The organism is Streptomyces sp. NBC_00390 (assembly GCF_036057275.1).
Classification (GTDB): Bacteria; Actinomycetota; Actinomycetes; order Streptomycetales; family Streptomycetaceae; genus Streptomyces.
This window is the reverse complement of the sequence record NZ_CP107945.1, coordinates 3,392,813-3,407,642: the sequence shown is the minus strand read 5'-3', so window position 1 is coordinate 3,407,642 and position 14,830 is coordinate 3,392,813. Positions and strand designations below refer to the sequence as shown.

Annotated in this window: 7 protein-coding genes; 6 read left to right on the top strand and 1 reads right to left on the bottom strand. The window is 71.9% G+C overall.

The genetic code is table 11. From position 1 onward, the window contains the following. Positions 1–158: 158 nt before the first annotated feature. The gene (locus OHS70_RS14450; protein WP_328397468.1) at positions 159–1,400 is read right to left on the bottom strand and encodes a nucleotide sugar dehydrogenase; all 1,242 of its coding nucleotides are present in this window, start codon (positions 1,398–1,400) and stop codon (positions 159–161) included. Positions 1,401–1,632: 232 nt separating this feature from the next. Between OHS70_RS14450 and OHS70_RS14445 the strand changes: the two genes are divergently transcribed. The 6 genes from OHS70_RS14445 to OHS70_RS14420 all read left to right on the top strand — a co-directional run bounded on the left by OHS70_RS14445 (position 1,633) and on the right by OHS70_RS14420 (position 14,829). Continuing rightward, positions 1,633–3,339: a glycerol-3-phosphate dehydrogenase/oxidase gene (locus tag OHS70_RS14445; protein ID WP_328397466.1), complete on the top strand. Its 1,707-nt coding sequence runs from the start codon at positions 1,633–1,635 to the stop codon at positions 3,337–3,339. A gap of 302 nt (positions 3,340–3,641) precedes the next feature. Next, on the top strand, positions 3,642–6,302 hold the full coding sequence (locus tag OHS70_RS14440) for a serine/threonine-protein kinase (protein ID WP_328397464.1): 2,661 nt from the start codon (positions 3,642–3,644) through the stop codon (positions 6,300–6,302). Between the two features lie 127 nt (positions 6,303–6,429). Beyond that, positions 6,430–9,348 carry a protein kinase gene (locus tag OHS70_RS14435; protein WP_328397462.1) on the top strand — a complete coding sequence of 973 codons (2,919 nt, stop codon included), beginning with the start codon at positions 6,430–6,432 and terminating at the stop codon, positions 9,346–9,348. 183 nt (positions 9,349–9,531) lie between these two features. Next, the gene (locus OHS70_RS14430) at positions 9,532–11,259 is read left to right on the top strand and encodes a serine/threonine-protein kinase (RefSeq protein WP_328397460.1); all 1,728 of its coding nucleotides are present in this window, start codon (positions 9,532–9,534) and stop codon (positions 11,257–11,259) included. A gap of 99 nt (positions 11,260–11,358) precedes the next feature. Then, a complete protein-coding gene (locus tag OHS70_RS14425) occupies positions 11,359–13,098 on the top strand; it encodes a serine/threonine-protein kinase (protein ID WP_328397458.1) in 1,740 nt (579 codons plus the stop codon). A 114-nt stretch (positions 13,099–13,212) separates the two neighbouring features. Continuing rightward, positions 13,213–14,829 carry a succinic semialdehyde dehydrogenase gene (locus tag OHS70_RS14420; protein ID WP_328397456.1) on the top strand — a complete coding sequence of 539 codons (1,617 nt, stop codon included), beginning with the start codon at positions 13,213–13,215 and terminating at the stop codon, positions 14,827–14,829. Position 14,830 lies beyond the last annotated feature (1 nt).

Here is a 14,830-nt window from a genome sequence, read left to right as displayed (position 1 = left end):
CCTGGGATCAAGGCACGTCGTACGACTGTGCGACGCGGCGGACGGACATTAGCAGCCCGCAGCGACAATGGGGCACTTGGTTATCCGGTTGTGCCTTTGCGCCGGCGCGCCTTGTCGCGTTGCTGCGCCTGGTACGGCGTCAACTCGGCCGAGAGCGCTCAAAGGCGGTGCGCCGCGCCGACCGGGGTGGCCCCCCGGGTGTCCAGCAGCAACTGGGCCTTGACGGCGAGTCCTTGGAGGTCGTACGTGCGGTGGTGCTGGAGCAGGACCGTCAGGTCGGCCCCGGCCGCCGCCTCGTAGAGCGAGTCTGCCCGGGGGACCGGAAGTTCGCCCACGCGCCAGTGGGGGACGTAGGGGTCGTGGTAGCTGACTGCGGCGCCGAGATTCATCAGACGGCGGGCGATCTCGTAGGCGGGGGAGGCCTCCAGGTCGGCGAGGTCCGGCTTGTACGTGATGCCGAGGAGCAGCACGCGGGCCCCGCGCGCCGATTTGCCGTGCTCGTTGAGGAGGGTGGCGCAGCGCTGGATCACGTACTGCGGCATCCGGGTGTTGATCTCCCGGGCGAGACCGACCAAGCGCAGGGGGCGGCCGGGGGCTCCGCCGGTGTGCGGGAGGAAACCGGGGTCGAGGGGGACGTCGTGGCCGCCGACGCCCGGGCCCGGGCGAAAGGCCTGGAAACCGAACGGCTTGGTCTCGGCGCAGCGGATGACGTCCCACAGGTCCACACCGAGGTCGTGGCAGAGCACCGCCATCTCGTTGACCAGGGCGATGTTGACGTGCCGGAAGTTCGTTTCGAGGACCTTGACGGTCTCCGCCTCGCGCGGGCCACGGGCGCGGACCACCTTGTCGGTGAGGCGGCCGTAGAAGGCGGCGGCCGATTCTGTGCAGGCCGGAGTGAGACCGCCGATCACCTTGGGGGTGTTGGCGTAGCCGTGGGAACGGCTGCCGGGGTCCACCCGACTGGGGGAATACGCCAGATGGAAGTCGCGGCCGGCGCGCAGGCCCGACCCCTGCTCGAGCAGCGGGCGGAGGAAGCCCTCCGTCGTGCCCGGCTGGACGGCCGATTCGAGCAGGACGGTGGTGTGCGGGCGCAGCCGCGCCGCAAGGGTGTGGGCGGCGTCGGCGACCGCGCTGAGGTCCAGGGTCCCGTCGGCGGACAGGGGGGTGGGCGCGCAGATGACTGCCGTGCGTACGCGGCCGAGCTCGGCCGGATCGGTGGCGGTCCGGAAGCCGGCGGACAGCATCCGGCGGACGTCGGCGGGGGTGACGCCGCCCGCCGGGTCGGCAAGCCGGCGTGGATCGAGGTCGTAGCCGACGGTTTCGATGCCGGCGCCGACGGCTGCCTGGGCGAGAGGCAGACCGAGGTGGCCGAGTCCGACGACGGCGAGATCTGCGGGCATGGAAGTGGCCGTCCTTCCCTTAACCGGAGGGGGCAGTGAGCGCAAGCCCTGTGGGCAGAACGAGCAAGCGCAATGTCAGACTAGGCGTAAATATGACCGATATGCCGGATTGTGTGCTCGTGGTCGGCCGAGTGTTATCCACAGGCGGTGGCTGAAGTTGCGGAGTGCGGACAGAATCGATGGTGTGAGCCCGACCACAGCAGGGACCACACGGGGGCGACGGGAGGCAGCAGTGAGGACAGCGACACTGGGACCCGCGCAGCGCGTCGAGGCGCTCGCCGGGATGGCCGAGCGTGAACTGGACGTGCTGGTCGTGGGCGCGGGCGTCGTCGGCGCCGGGACTGCGCTGGACGCCGCGACACGCGGGCTGTCGACCGGGCTCGTCGAGGCGCGCGACTGGGCGTCCGGCACGTCGAGCAGGTCGAGCAAGCTGATCCACGGCGGGCTGCGCTATCTGGAGATGCTCGATTTCGCGCTGGTCCGGGAGGCACTGAAGGAGCGCGGTCTGCTGCTGGAGCGGCTCGCCCCGCATCTGGTGAAGCCCGTCCCCTTCCTCTACCCCCTCCAGCGCAAGGGCTGGGAGCGGCTGTACGCCGGATCGGGTGTCGCGCTGTACGACGCGATGTCGGTGTCCTCGGGCCATGGGCGAGGGCTGCCGGTCCACCGCCACCTCTCACGGAAGGCCGCGCTGCGGGTCGCGCCGGCGCTGAAGAAGGACTCCCTGGTGGGAGCGTTGCAGTACTACGACGCACAGATGGACGACGCCCGCTATGTGGCCACCCTGGTGCGCACCGCCGCGAGCTACGGGGCCCAAGTCGCCAGCCGGGCCAGGGTGATCGGCTTTCTGCGGGAGGGTGAGCGGGTCGTCGGGGCCCGGGTGCAGGACGTCGAGGCCGGCGGGGAGTACGAGATCCGGGCCCACCAGATCGTCAACGCCACGGGCGTGTGGACGGACGACACGCAAGCGCTGATCGGGGAACGGGGCCAGTTCCATGTGCGCGCCTCCAAGGGCATTCACCTGGTGGTTCCCAAGGACCGGATCCACTCCACGACCGGGCTGATCCTGCGCACCGAGAAGTCCGTGCTGTTCGTCATCCCGTGGGGGCGGCACTGGATCGTGGGCACGACGGACACGGACTGGGATCTGGACAAGGCGCATCCGGCAGCGTCCAGCGCCGACATCGACTATCTGCTGGAGCACGTCAATTCGGTGCTGGCCGTGCCGCTCACCAGGGACGATGTGGAGGGTGTGTACGCGGGACTGCGGCCGCTGCTCGCCGGCGAGTCGGACGCGACCAGCAAATTGTCGCGGGAGCACACGGTGGCGCACCCGGTGCCGGGGCTCGTGGTCGTCGCGGGCGGCAAGTACACGACGTACCGGGTGATGGCCAAGGACGCGGTGGACGCGGCCGTCCACGCGCTCGACCAGCGGGTGGCCGGGTGTGTCACCGAGGACATCCCGCTGCTCGGCGCAGAGGGCTACCGCGCCCTGTGGAACGCGCGGGCGAGGACAGCCGCGCGGACGGGGCTTCATGTGGTGCGGGTGGAGCATCTGTTGAACCGCTACGGCTCCCTCAGCGAGGAGCTGCTCGCGCTCATAGCCGAGGATCCGAGTCTGGGCGAGCCGCTGGGGGGCGCGGACGACTATCTGCGTGCCGAGATCGTCTACGCGGCCTCGCACGAAGGCGCCCGGCACCTGGACGACGTCCTGACCCGGCGTACCAGGATCTCGATCGAGACGTTCGACCGGGGGACGAGGTGCGCGCGTGAGTGCGCGGAGCTGATGGCACCGGTGCTGGGGTGGGACAAGGAGCATGTCGAGAAGGAAGTGCAGCACTACGAGAAGAGGGTGGAGGCCGAGCGGGAGTCGCAGCGCCAGCCGGACGACCTGACCGCGGACGCGGCACGCCTGGGAGCGCCGGACATCATCCCGATCTGAGCTGAGGTGCCCCTGCCCGGCCCGGGTTCCGTCGGCCCTGACCCTGATGCGACGGAATTCAGCCACATGGCAAGGGAGTTGGGGAGCTGACCGGTGCGGGGTGGCCCCTCCCGCGACCAGCGCAGGGGTGGACCGGACGTGGCCGTCACCCGGCCGCTGCCGGGCGAGTCCCGGCGGACGGCGGACCCGGGATCAATACCGGTCCCGGAGTAAGGGACAATGGGGGCTCTGCCAGGGCGGGTTACCGCATCGCGCGGGAAGCGGCGGGCGCGGGCGAAGATCAGGGATCGCAGAGGGGACGCATGTCGGAGGCTGAGCAGTCGCGGGAGCCCCAGCGGGACACGGCCGAGGAGCCGCGCGAGTCCCGGAAGTCCCAGGAGGTTGCGGGGGTGGAGCCCGTCAGGGCGTCCGGCACGACCTCCGGCGAGCCCTCGGGGGACACGTCCCAGGACCGATCCGCCGATCCGGAACAGGTCGCCGACACGGAATCCGCGGGCGCGGGCGACGCGGCGGGTGAGTGTGGTGACGCGGTGCCGGACCGGGGCGCATCGGCCGACCCCGGGTCCGCGGATGCCGGGACCGCGGATGTCGCACCGGACTCGGCAGGCACGTCCGGCTCCCGGGACGCAGGCGCGAAGGACTCGCCGGGCGGGCAGGAATTGGCCGATTCGGACTCACCCGCGCAGGCCGGGCAGGCGTCGCCCGAGGCGGGAGCCCACGGTGCGGCGGGCGTGGCCCCGAAGGCGGCCGGTGCGGCCGGTGCGGATCGTGCTGCTGTGGCCGAGGGTGCGACAGGAGTCGGCTCCGGGGCTGCCGGTGCGGATGGCGCGCCCGCAGGGCGGGGTGTGGCGCCGGCGGGTGCTGGCTCTGAGAGGGATGCGGGCAGCAGCCCGGTGGCCGATGCCGATGCCGACGGTCCAGCGGTCAAGGCCGGTGCTGATGGTGCGTCCGCAGGGCGGGGCGGCGCGTCGGGCGGGGGCGTGAAGGGTGCCAGGTCCAGCGGTTCGGCGGCGTCGGCCGAGGGCGTGAAGGACACTCGGAACGCAGCTGCCAAGGGCGCGGGCTCCGCCGCAGCCACCGGCAGTGCCGACCGAAGCGCCAAGGGCGCGGGCACCGTCGGCGGGCGGTTGCTCGCCGGACGGTACCGGCTGGGCGGGGTTCTCGGGCGCGGCGGTATGGGGACCGTCTGGCGGGCCGTGGACGAGACCCTCGGACGGACCGTCGCGGTCAAGGAGCTGCGGTTCCCCAACAGCATCGACGAGGACGAGAAGCGCCGTCTGATCACGCGTACCCTCCGCGAGGCCAAGGCGATCGCCCGGATCCGCAACAACAGCGCGGTGACGGTGTTCGACGTCGTCGACGAGGACGACCGTCCGTGGATCGTGATGGAGCTCGTCGAGGGCAAGTCCCTCGCCGAAGCCATCCGCGAGGACGGCACCCTCACCCCGCGCCGCGCCGCCGAGGTCGGTCTCGCCATCCTCGACGTGCTGCGTTCCGCGCACCGCGAGGGCATCCTGCACCGCGACGTGAAGCCGTCCAACGTCCTGATCGCCGAGGACGGCCGGGTCGTGCTGACCGACTTCGGCATCGCACAGGTCGAGGGCGATCCGTCGATCACCTCCACCGGCATGCTCGTCGGCGCTCCCTCGTACATCTCGCCCGAGCGCGCCCGCGGTCACAAGCCCGGCCCCGCCGCCGACCTGTGGTCGCTGGGCGGACTGCTGTACGCGAGCGTCGAGGGCTGCCCGCCGTACGACAAGGGATCGGCCATCGCGACGCTGACCGCCGTGATGACCGAGCCGCTCGACCCGCCGAAGAACGCGGGCCCCTTGGAGGAGGTCATCTACGGCCTGCTCGCCAAGGACCCCGACCAACGACTCGACGACGCAGGCGCACGGGCGCTGCTGACCATGGTGCTGCACGCCCCCGAGGCGCCGGAGCGGTCGGCCGACCCGGAGCCCGACGCCACCCGGGTCACCCCCCTGCCCCCGCTGCCCCCGACACCGCCGGTGGCATCCGACGCCAAGCCCAAGGACCCGGCGGCGGACCGGCTGCGGGGTGCGCTGCGTTCCGTGCGCAACGCCGCAGCGGCGGCCAAGGCGGAAGCCGCGCCGAAGCCGAAGCGTGCCCCGGAACAGCCCGCACCGCGGCCCGTTCCGGAGCGGGCACCGCTCACCGATGTCGTGCCGCGCCGCACGCTGGTGATCATCGCGGTCGTGGCCGCACTCGCCGTTCTGTCCACCGTCCTCGTCTTCGCCTTCGGCGGGGGCGACGACAAGACCGGCAAGGGCAAGCCCAAGGGTGACAAGACCACTTCGGCCGGCGCCAGTGCGGGTGGGGAGGGCAAGGACACGGGTTCCGGCACCACCAAGGGCCAGGACCAGACCAAGGACGACGGCGAGGACGGCGGAAAGGGCGACCCGGGCGCCGACACGTCCGGCAACGCGAGCGGCGGGCAGCCGTCCGGCGACGGCCAGGGCGACGAGCCGAAGGACGGGGACGCACTGCCGGACGGTTATGTGATGGTCTCCAACGACCGGTTCCACTTCACGATGGCCATGCCCAAGGACTTCAAGCTCACCGGCATCGCGGGCCAGAACTCCGGCGGCAAGTTCAGTGCGGGCGGCGGATACCCGCGCGTCCAGGTCGACTACAACGCCAGCCCCAGGGACGATGCGGCCGCCGCCTGGGCGGCAGCGGTTGCCGGGGTGAGTGCGACCAGCAACGGCTACAAGCACCTCGGTATCAACACGGTCGACTACAACGGCTATCCGACCGTCGCCGACTGGCAGTTCGAGCGCAACGAGAACGGCGAGCGCGTCAGGATCCTCAACCGCGGATTCAAGGTCGACGCCAAGCACGGCTACTCGATCATGGTCACCTGCAAGGCGAGCGAGTGGCGCAGCACCGAGTGCGAGACACTGCGCAAGACGGCGTTCGCCACGTTCAGCCCCAAGGATTGACCAAGGGCACGTATTGTGAGAGGTCGCGGACGGTACGCAGCGACAAGGGGCCGTTGAGCGACCGGAATTGACGGCTACGTGCGGTTTCCGGACGGACCGGGGGACAGCGCGCACGTGGGGAGGCGCCGTGGACGACTACGCGGGAAGGGTGCTCGCCGACCGCTACCGCCTTCCGCTGCCGCCTTCGGACGCGTTCGAACTGGTCGAGACCCGGGCCTTCGACACCTACAGCGGTCAGGAAGTCCTGGTACGGCAGGTGCCGTTGCCGGAGGTCGTGGACGCCGAAGTGATCGACATGGACGGCCCGGCCGGGACGGCCGTGGCACGACAGGCCCACGGGCGTAGCACACGCAGGCCGGCGGACCCTGCGGTGCGCCGGGCCGTGGAGGCTGCGCAGGCCGCCGCCCAGATCCCCGATCATCCGCGCCTGGACCAGGTCTTCGACGTCTTCGCCGAGGACGGTTCGCTCTGGATCGTGAGCGAGCGCGTCGCCGCCCGGCCGCTTGCCGCCCTGCTCGCCGAGAAGCCGCTGAACCCTTACCGGGCGGCGGAGGTCGCCTCCGACGTCCTCACCGCGCTGCGGGCGCTGCATGCGCACGGCTGGACCCACCGGAACATCACCGTCCGCACGGTGCTCGTCTGTGACGACGGGCGTGTGGTGCTGACCGGGCTGGCCTCGGGCGCTGCCGAGGAGGCGCTGTGCGGGTACGCCCCCGCACCGGCGCCCGACGCGGACACGGACGGCTTCGGCGAGCAGGGGCCAGGGGCAGACCCGGCCGACGACGACCCCGCGTACGACGACGACCCCGCGTACGACGATGGCCCCGAGCCCGACAACCACCACGACACCGGCCCCCAACGCGACGACGACGGGTACGGCGGACCGGTGCGCCCTGTGCTGCCCGGTCAGACGGCCCCGGACTCACGGGGCGGAGTGCCGGATGTCCGTGCCGCGCGGGCAGGCGCGATCGCCGCGTACCGCGCGGGCGCGCGGGCAGGGGCACGCGTCACCGAGGACCAGCGCCGGGGCGGCGCCCCCGGTGGCGCAGCGGACGGTCCCGTCCAGAACGGCCTCGACCCCGACTGGTGGGCCAGACGCCCCGACGAGGTGCGCCCTGAGCGGTTCCGTTACGAGGACGGAGACGAGGAGGGCGTCGTCTACGGCCCTGTCCACGACGGCGACGACGACTACGACGACTTCGGCGGGTACGACCCCGGTCCCGGCCACGCCAGGCTGGCCGGCACATGGCACGACTCCCCGTTCCCGGGCAGCGAGGGCCCTCGTGCCGTACCGGCGGGCGGCGGCGGGGGTCCGTACGGGGGAGCTCGGCCGGCGCTGCCCGGCGCGCGGTACGGGGACGATCCCTACGGCGTGCGGCAGGCGTCCGCCGAGAGCGGACGCCAACCCGCGCGCGACGGCTACGAGGCCGCGCGCCGGTCCGTCCGGGACGGCGGCCACGCTGGTCAGGGCGGCACTGAACCGCCGTACGGTGGCGGGCCCCGGGCCGACCGGAGCTCAGGCCCCGGCGGTGCGCCGAGGCCCGCCCTCGAGCGGCCTGGCGCTACGCAGCCCGGCGGTACTCCGTACGGCGGCGTCCGTCCCGCCCTGCCCGGCGCCCGCGCAGGCGAGGCCCCTGGCCCCCGCGGTACCGCGGCCGGAAGCCGGGACCGGGGCGGCAGCGGCCGGGACGCCCCGCGCGCCGACGCCGATCGCCTGCCCGCCGCTGCCCGCACCGGTGCCCTGCCCGGACGCTGGGACGAGATCGTCGCGCCGGGCGAGGCCACCGTCTACCGCGGCCCCGCCACTCCACTCGCCGCCGAACGCGCCCGCCAGGCCCGCATCGCGGTCGTCGGCGCCGTCACCGAGCGCTGGGCGCCCGAACAGGCGGGCGCGGTCCACGAGAACTGGCAGCTGGCCGCCCCCGTCGGCCCCGCCACCGACCTGTGGGCGCTCGGCGCGCTGCTCTTCCGGGCCGTTCAGGGCCATGCCCCGTACCCCGAGGAGAGCGCGGCCGAACTGGTACAGCTCGTGTGCTCCGAGCCGCCCGCCTTCGCGGAAGAGTGCGGTCCGCTGCGGCCGGTCGTCGAATCGCTGCTGCGACAGGACCCCACGGAGCGCCCGGACTTCGAGGAACTGCGCGGCTGGCTGCGCTCCCTCGTGCGGTCCGCGCCCGAGCCCGAGGCAGGCATGGACGTCGTGCCCCTGCCCGCGGGCGCCGTCGGCGGCAGCAGGCTGCCTGTCGTACGCCGCAGGGGCGAACTGGTCCGCAGGCGCCGTCCCGCAGCTCCGCAGATGCTCCACGGCCGTCACCGTCACCAGAGCTCCAAGGAACGTGCGGGGCGGGGGCCGCGCTCGCTCGGCCGCACTCTCCTGCTGTTGATCCTGCTGGCGCTGGTGGCGGCGATCGCCTATGCCGTGCTGTTCATGCCCAAGGCCGGGTCGCAGGGGAACAAGAGCGGCGCGCAGCCGTCCCCGACGAGCCCGGGCCCGGGCCGCACGGCCCAGGGGAGCCCGCAGCCGGCGCCCAGTGCGCCCGCGACCGCCACTCCCGGATCGCAGCAGCCCCAGACCTCGGCCCCGGCCGGCGACCTGCCCGACGGCTATGTGCTGCGCAAGGACGCCGAGGGTTTCCAGGTGGCGGTCGACAGGACCTGGCAGCGGCGGCCCATCAACGACGTCGGCCAAGTCCGCTACAACGGCGGTGACTTCACGCTGATCGTCGTACCAGGCCGGGACTCCGTGAAGGAGGGCGGCGACGACCCGCTCGTCTACCAGCGTGACAAGGAACGGGAGTTGCAGCCGTTCCGGGACTCGTCCTGGGCCGGGGCGACCGGGCTGCGGCGGATCGATGTGGGTCAACAGTCCATGGCAGAAGGTCAGTTCACCTGGCAGGACAGCAATGGCCGCAACGTTTATGTACGCAACCTCGCCCTGATCGTCGGGGACGCCTATCACGTGATCCAGGTGATCGGCCCCGAGGAGCAACGCGACAAAGTGACCGAGATCTACGAGCAGGCCACGGCCACGTACCGCGCCACGCGCTGAGGCCCAGGACCCGGTCCGCGGCGTCAGCTCGGGCGTCTGCTCCGGCGTCAACTCGGGTGCAGGTCACGCAGCGTGGCCGTCCGGGAGCGGTGCACGCATTACGGACAGGTCACTTGAGCGCCCTAGGGTTCGCGTTCGTACATCCCCTCCGTAACCTGGGAACCCAAGGAATGGGCGGGGGACGTGGAAGACACATACAGCACGGGCGCGGGTCTGCTGCTTGCCGGGCGGTACCGGCTGAGCGAGACCATCGGCAGCGGCGGCATGGGCAAGGTCTGGCGCGCGCACGACGAAGTGCTACACAGAGTGGTCGCCGTCAAGGAGTTGACGGCCGGACGGTATGTCTCCGAGGCCGACCGGATCGTTCTGCATGCCCGCACGCAGAAGGAGGCCCGGGCCGCGGCCCGGATCAGCCACCCTTGTGTCGTCACCGTTCATGACGTGCTCGAACACGACGACCGGCCCTGGATCGTCATGCAGTACGTCGACGGTCCTTCGCTCGCCGGCCTCGCCAAGACGTCAGGGCACATCCACGAGACGGACGCGGCCCGGATCGGCCGGTACATCCTGCGGGCACTGACCGCCGCACACGCCGCCGGGGTGCTGCACCGCGACATCAAGCCCGCCAACGTGCTGATCAACGGCGACGGCCGCGCGCTGATCACGGACTTCGGGATCGCGGCGATCGAGGGTGACTCGACGATCACCAGGACCGGCGAGATCGTCGGATCGATCGACTACCTCGCGCCGGAGCGGGTGCGCGGCCACGATCCCGGGCCCGCGTCCGACCTGTGGTCGCTGGGCGCGACGTTGTTCGCGGCGGTGCAGGGCGAGTCGCCCTTCCGCCGTTCGTCGCCGCTTGCCACGATGCAGGCCGTGGTGGACGACGAGCCGCCGTACCCGGAGCGGGCGGGGCGGCTCGCACCCGTGATCCTCGCGCTGCTGCAGAAGGATCCGGCGGCCCGGCCCTCGGCGGCGGAGGCCGAGCGGATGCTGTCCGAGGCCATGGCGGACGGAACGTCCGTCACGACCTCCACGGGCGCGCCGACCCGGCGGACGACCGAGCGGATGACGCAGCCGGGCTGGACGTACAACGCCCCGGAACACACGGCAGGGTCAGGGGCGCGTTCAGGTGCCGTGGCCGGCCCGGGTTCCGTATCGGGCTCGGGTTCCTCCGGCCCGGGTTCCGGACCTGGCTCCGGCTCCGCGGCCGGAAGAGGGCCGTCCGGTTCGCCGGCACCCGCGCCCGTGGTCACGCTCGCCCCCGCACCCCCTCAGCGGCGCCGCGGCGCCCGGCTGCGCATGGTCGCTCTCGTCGCCGTGCTCGCCGCGGTGGTCGGCGGCGGCGCAGGCCTGCTGGTCATGGAGTACGGCGGCGGCAACGGTTCAGGTGTACGCACCGAGCCGCACCCGAAGCCGACCCGGAAACCGACCTCGAAGCCGGCCAACTCCTCGGCCGTACCGGAGGGCTGGCAGCGCGTCGACGACCCGGAGGGATTCAGCCTGTGGGTCCCCGACGGCTGGACGCGTCAGGCGGACGGCAATCAGATCGACTACACACCCGACAACGGCAAGCACCGCATCCGGATCAGCATCGACCCGGCACCCGACTTCGAGAACCCGTACATGCACATGCTGGACATCCAGAAGAATCTCGAGAAGCGGCTGCCGGAGTACAAGCGCCTGCAGTTGCACGCCAACACCTTCCGCGACCAGACGCAGTCCGCGCTCTGGGAGTTCACCTGGACCGAGACCAAGGAACACCCGGGCAAGCGGCGCGCCATCGACCAGATGTACAACGAGGACGACGGCACCGAGTACGCCCTCTACATGTCCGGTCCCGCCTCGGACTGGGCCACGACGCGGCAGCAGTTCGACATCATGCTGCGCGGTTGGCGGCCGCCGGCCTGACCAGGGCGGTGGCAGTCCGTCCGGGCGGACTGTCACGGGTGTGCATCCGGTGTCCGGCGCCGGTGGCATCGGTCCCGGGCTTTGCTTGAGGATGTGAGCATGACCAACGATGGGGGACGGGTGAACGAGCCGACCAGCTATGGGCTTCAGCCGCCGAAGGCACGTGACGCACTCGGCGCTCCCGATGTGCCCCAGGCGCCCGGGTTGCCCGAGCAGCAGCGGCCTACGGCGTACCCGCCCACCGAGGCGGGCGGGCTGCCCGCCGGACTGTCCGCCTCCGCGCCCCGTACCCCCGCGGTCGGCGATGCGCCCGGCGACCCGTCCGTCGGGCGCCTGATCGGCGGCCGCTACCAACTTCTCGAGCGCCTCGGCCATGGCGGCATGGGCACGGTCTGGCGGGCCCGGGACCAGGTTGTCGACCGGGATGTCGCGGTCAAGGAGCCCCGCGTACCGGACCACTTGAGCGAACGCGAACGCGAGCGTGTCCATCTGCGGATGCAGCGCGAGGCGCGCGCCGCGGCCCGGATCGACCATCCGGCCGTCGTCACCATGCACGACGTGGTCATCGAGGACGCCAAGCCGTGGATCGTGATGGAGCTGGTGAACGGCCAGTCGCTCGCCGACCGGCTGCGGGACGGCACCCTCGATGTGCGCGAGGCGGCCAGGATCGGGCTCGCCGTGCTCGGGGCGCTGTCCGCGGCGCACGAGGCGGGCGTACTGCACCGCGATGTGAAGCCGGACAACGTCCTGCTGGGGCGCGGCGACCGGGTCGTGCTCACCGACTTCGGCATCGCACAGGTGGAGGGCGAACAGGGGCTGACCGAGACGGGGGCATTCGTCGGCTCGCCGGAATTCATCGCCCCCGAGCGCGTGCTGGGCCGGCACCCGGGGCCCGAGTCCGACCTGTGGTCACTGGGGGTCGTGCTGTACGCGGCGGTCGAGGGCATGTCCCCGTACCGCCGTTCCAGCACGCCCGCCACGCTTCAGGCAGTGCTCTCCGCCGAACCGCAGATGCCTGCCCGAGGCTCCGGCGCCTTCGGCACGCTGGTCATGCAGTTGCTGCGCAAGGACCCGGCGATGCGGCCCGACGCCACCGAGATCCGGCAGACCCTGGAATCGGTCTCTCAGCCGCCCGCGGCCGCGCTCGATGCGACGAACCTCTTCGGGGGCAGCGGCGCCGGGACGACCGGCTCAGGGGCAGGGGGTGGCAGCCGATGGGTGCCGCCGGTGCTGCACGGCAACCGCGCGGCGCAGTACGGGCTCGGCGGCGGTCTGCTGGCAGCGGCCGTGGCACTCGTCCTGATCTTCGCCGCTCCCTTCGGCGGCGACGAGATCCCGGCGGGCTGGGAGATCCGTCCCGAACGCGAGGTGGTCGCGGCGAGCATCGCCGTGCCTTCCGACTACGAACGGGTCGAGGGCGACGAGGGCACCAGCGTCACGTACGGAGACCCCAGTGGCGTCTTCCAGGTCTACATCGAGCGCGTGGAGACGGCGGCGGTGGAGGACGAACTCGCGCCGGACGCGGCGGTCTGGGCCGACTACTACGAGAAGGGCGGCAAGAACGGCACCGACATCAAGGACCAGGACGTGACGTCCACGTCGGCCACCCAGCAGGGCGCTCGTGCCTTCGACACGCGCGTCGACTACGTGCCGTACAGCGACTCGAGCGACGACCCGGTCCGGCTGCGCCGGCAGGAGCGCGTCGTCGTCACAGGCAAGGGGGCCGCGCAGGTCTACTGGCTGCTGCGTGTGTCCGGCCCGGCGGAGGGCTGGGCGGCGCCGGAGGGCGATCTGCTTTTCGATCGCGTTGTGGCACATTTGAAGATCGAGGGCTTGTAAAAGCCCCTGATCAGGCATTATCTGCCAGTGATCACTGGCGTGATGGTGTGGGGGTGGTGAAAAGCTGTTACCGGTGGGTACCCAAAGCTTCGATTGCGGCATACTCTCGCCCCCATGACGGACTCGAAGGCCCCCGCCGCCGCCCTCGGCACCAATCCGACGGCCGCCTCTCCGGCCGGTGTGCGCACCGCCGCCGATGTGGTCACCCCAGAGGTGGTCGCCCAGCTGACCCGTGATGTGGTCGGCTCCGGCCGTACCGCGAACCACACACCGTTCACCGGCGAGAAGCTGGCGGACCTGCCGGAGTCGACCCCCGAGGACGTGGCCACCGCCTTCGAGCGCGCCCGGGCCGCCCAGCCCCTCTGGGCCGCCACATCGCCGCGCGCCCGGGCGGCCGTGCTGCTGCGCTTCCACGACCTGGTCCTCGAGCGCCAGGCCGAGGTCCTCGACCTGATCCAGCTGGAGACCGGCAAGGCCCGGCTGCACGCGCACGAAGAGGTGCTGGCCGTCGCCGTCGCGGCCCGCCACTACGGCCGCAAGGCTCCCGCGTACCTGAAGCCCAAGCGGCACACCGGCGTCGTCCCCGTCCTGACCAGGACCACCGAACTGCGCCAGCCGCGTGGGGTCGTGGGCCAGATCGCCCCCTGGAACTACCCGCTCGAGCTCTCCGTCGGCGACGCGCTGCCCGCCTTCGTCTCCGGCAACGCCGTCGTGATGAAGCCCGACACCGAGACCGCGCTCACCGCCCTGTGGGCCCGCGACCTGCTGATCGAGGCGGGCCTGCCCGCCGGCGTCTTCCAGGTCGTCATAGGCGAGGGCCCGGTCGTCGGCCCCGAGGTCGTCAAGCACGCCGACTACGTCTCCTTCACCGGCTCCACCCGCACCGGCCGCGAGGTCGCCCAGGGCGCGGCGGCCCGTCTGATCGGCGTATCGCTCGAACTCGGCGGCAAGAACGCGATGCTGGTGCTGCACGACGCCGATGTCGAGAAGGCCGCCGCAGGAGCCGTCCGCGCCTGCTTCTCCTCTGCCGGCCAGCTGTGCATCTCCATCGAGCGGCTGTACGTCCACGAGTCCATCGCCGACGACTTCGTCGAGCGTTTCGCGGCGCGTACGAAGGCGATGCGGCTCGGCAACTCCCTCGCCTACGGGGCCGACATGGGTTCCCTCGTCGGCGAGCGTCAGCTGGAGACGGTCACCCGCCACGTCGAGGAGGCCGTCGCCAAGGGCGCGACCCTCGTAGCGGGCGGCACGGCGCGCCCCGACATCGGCCCGTACTTCTTCGAGCCCACCATCCTCGACGGTGTCGAGGCGCCGATGGCCGTGTGCAACGAGGAGACGTTCGGCCCGGTCGTGTCCATCTACCGCTTCACGGACGAGGACAAGGTCGTCGAGCAGGCCAACGCCACCCCCTATGGCCTCAATTCGAGCGTGTGGACCAAGGACGGCAGGCGCGGCCACGCGGTCGCCGCCAAGCTGCGCACGGGCACCGTCAACATCAACGAGGGGTACGCGCCCGCGTACGGCAGCGTCCAGTCGCCGATGGGCGGCATGAAGGACTCCGGCCTCAGCCGTCGCCACGGTTCCGAGGGCATCCTCAAGTACACCGAGGCGCAGACCGTGGCCCAGCAGCGGCTGCTGCCCCTGGCCCCGTCGTTCGGGATGGACGACGAGAAGTACGCGGCGTTCATGAGCGTCAGCCTCAAGGCGATGAAGGCCCTGCGCCTGCGTTAGC

Coding starts and splice junctions, on each gene's coding strand:
- OHS70_RS14450 (WP_328397468.1), bottom strand. CDS start 1,400: ATGCCCGCAGATCTCGCCGTCGTCGGACTCGGCCACCTCGGTCTGCCT.
- OHS70_RS14440 (WP_328397464.1), top strand. CDS start 3,642: ATGTCGGAGGCTGAGCAGTCGCGGGAGCCCCAGCGGGACACGGCCGAG.
- OHS70_RS14425 (WP_328397458.1), top strand. CDS start 11,359: ATGACCAACGATGGGGGACGGGTGAACGAGCCGACCAGCTATGGGCTT.
- OHS70_RS14420 (WP_328397456.1), top strand. CDS start 13,213: ATGACGGACTCGAAGGCCCCCGCCGCCGCCCTCGGCACCAATCCGACG.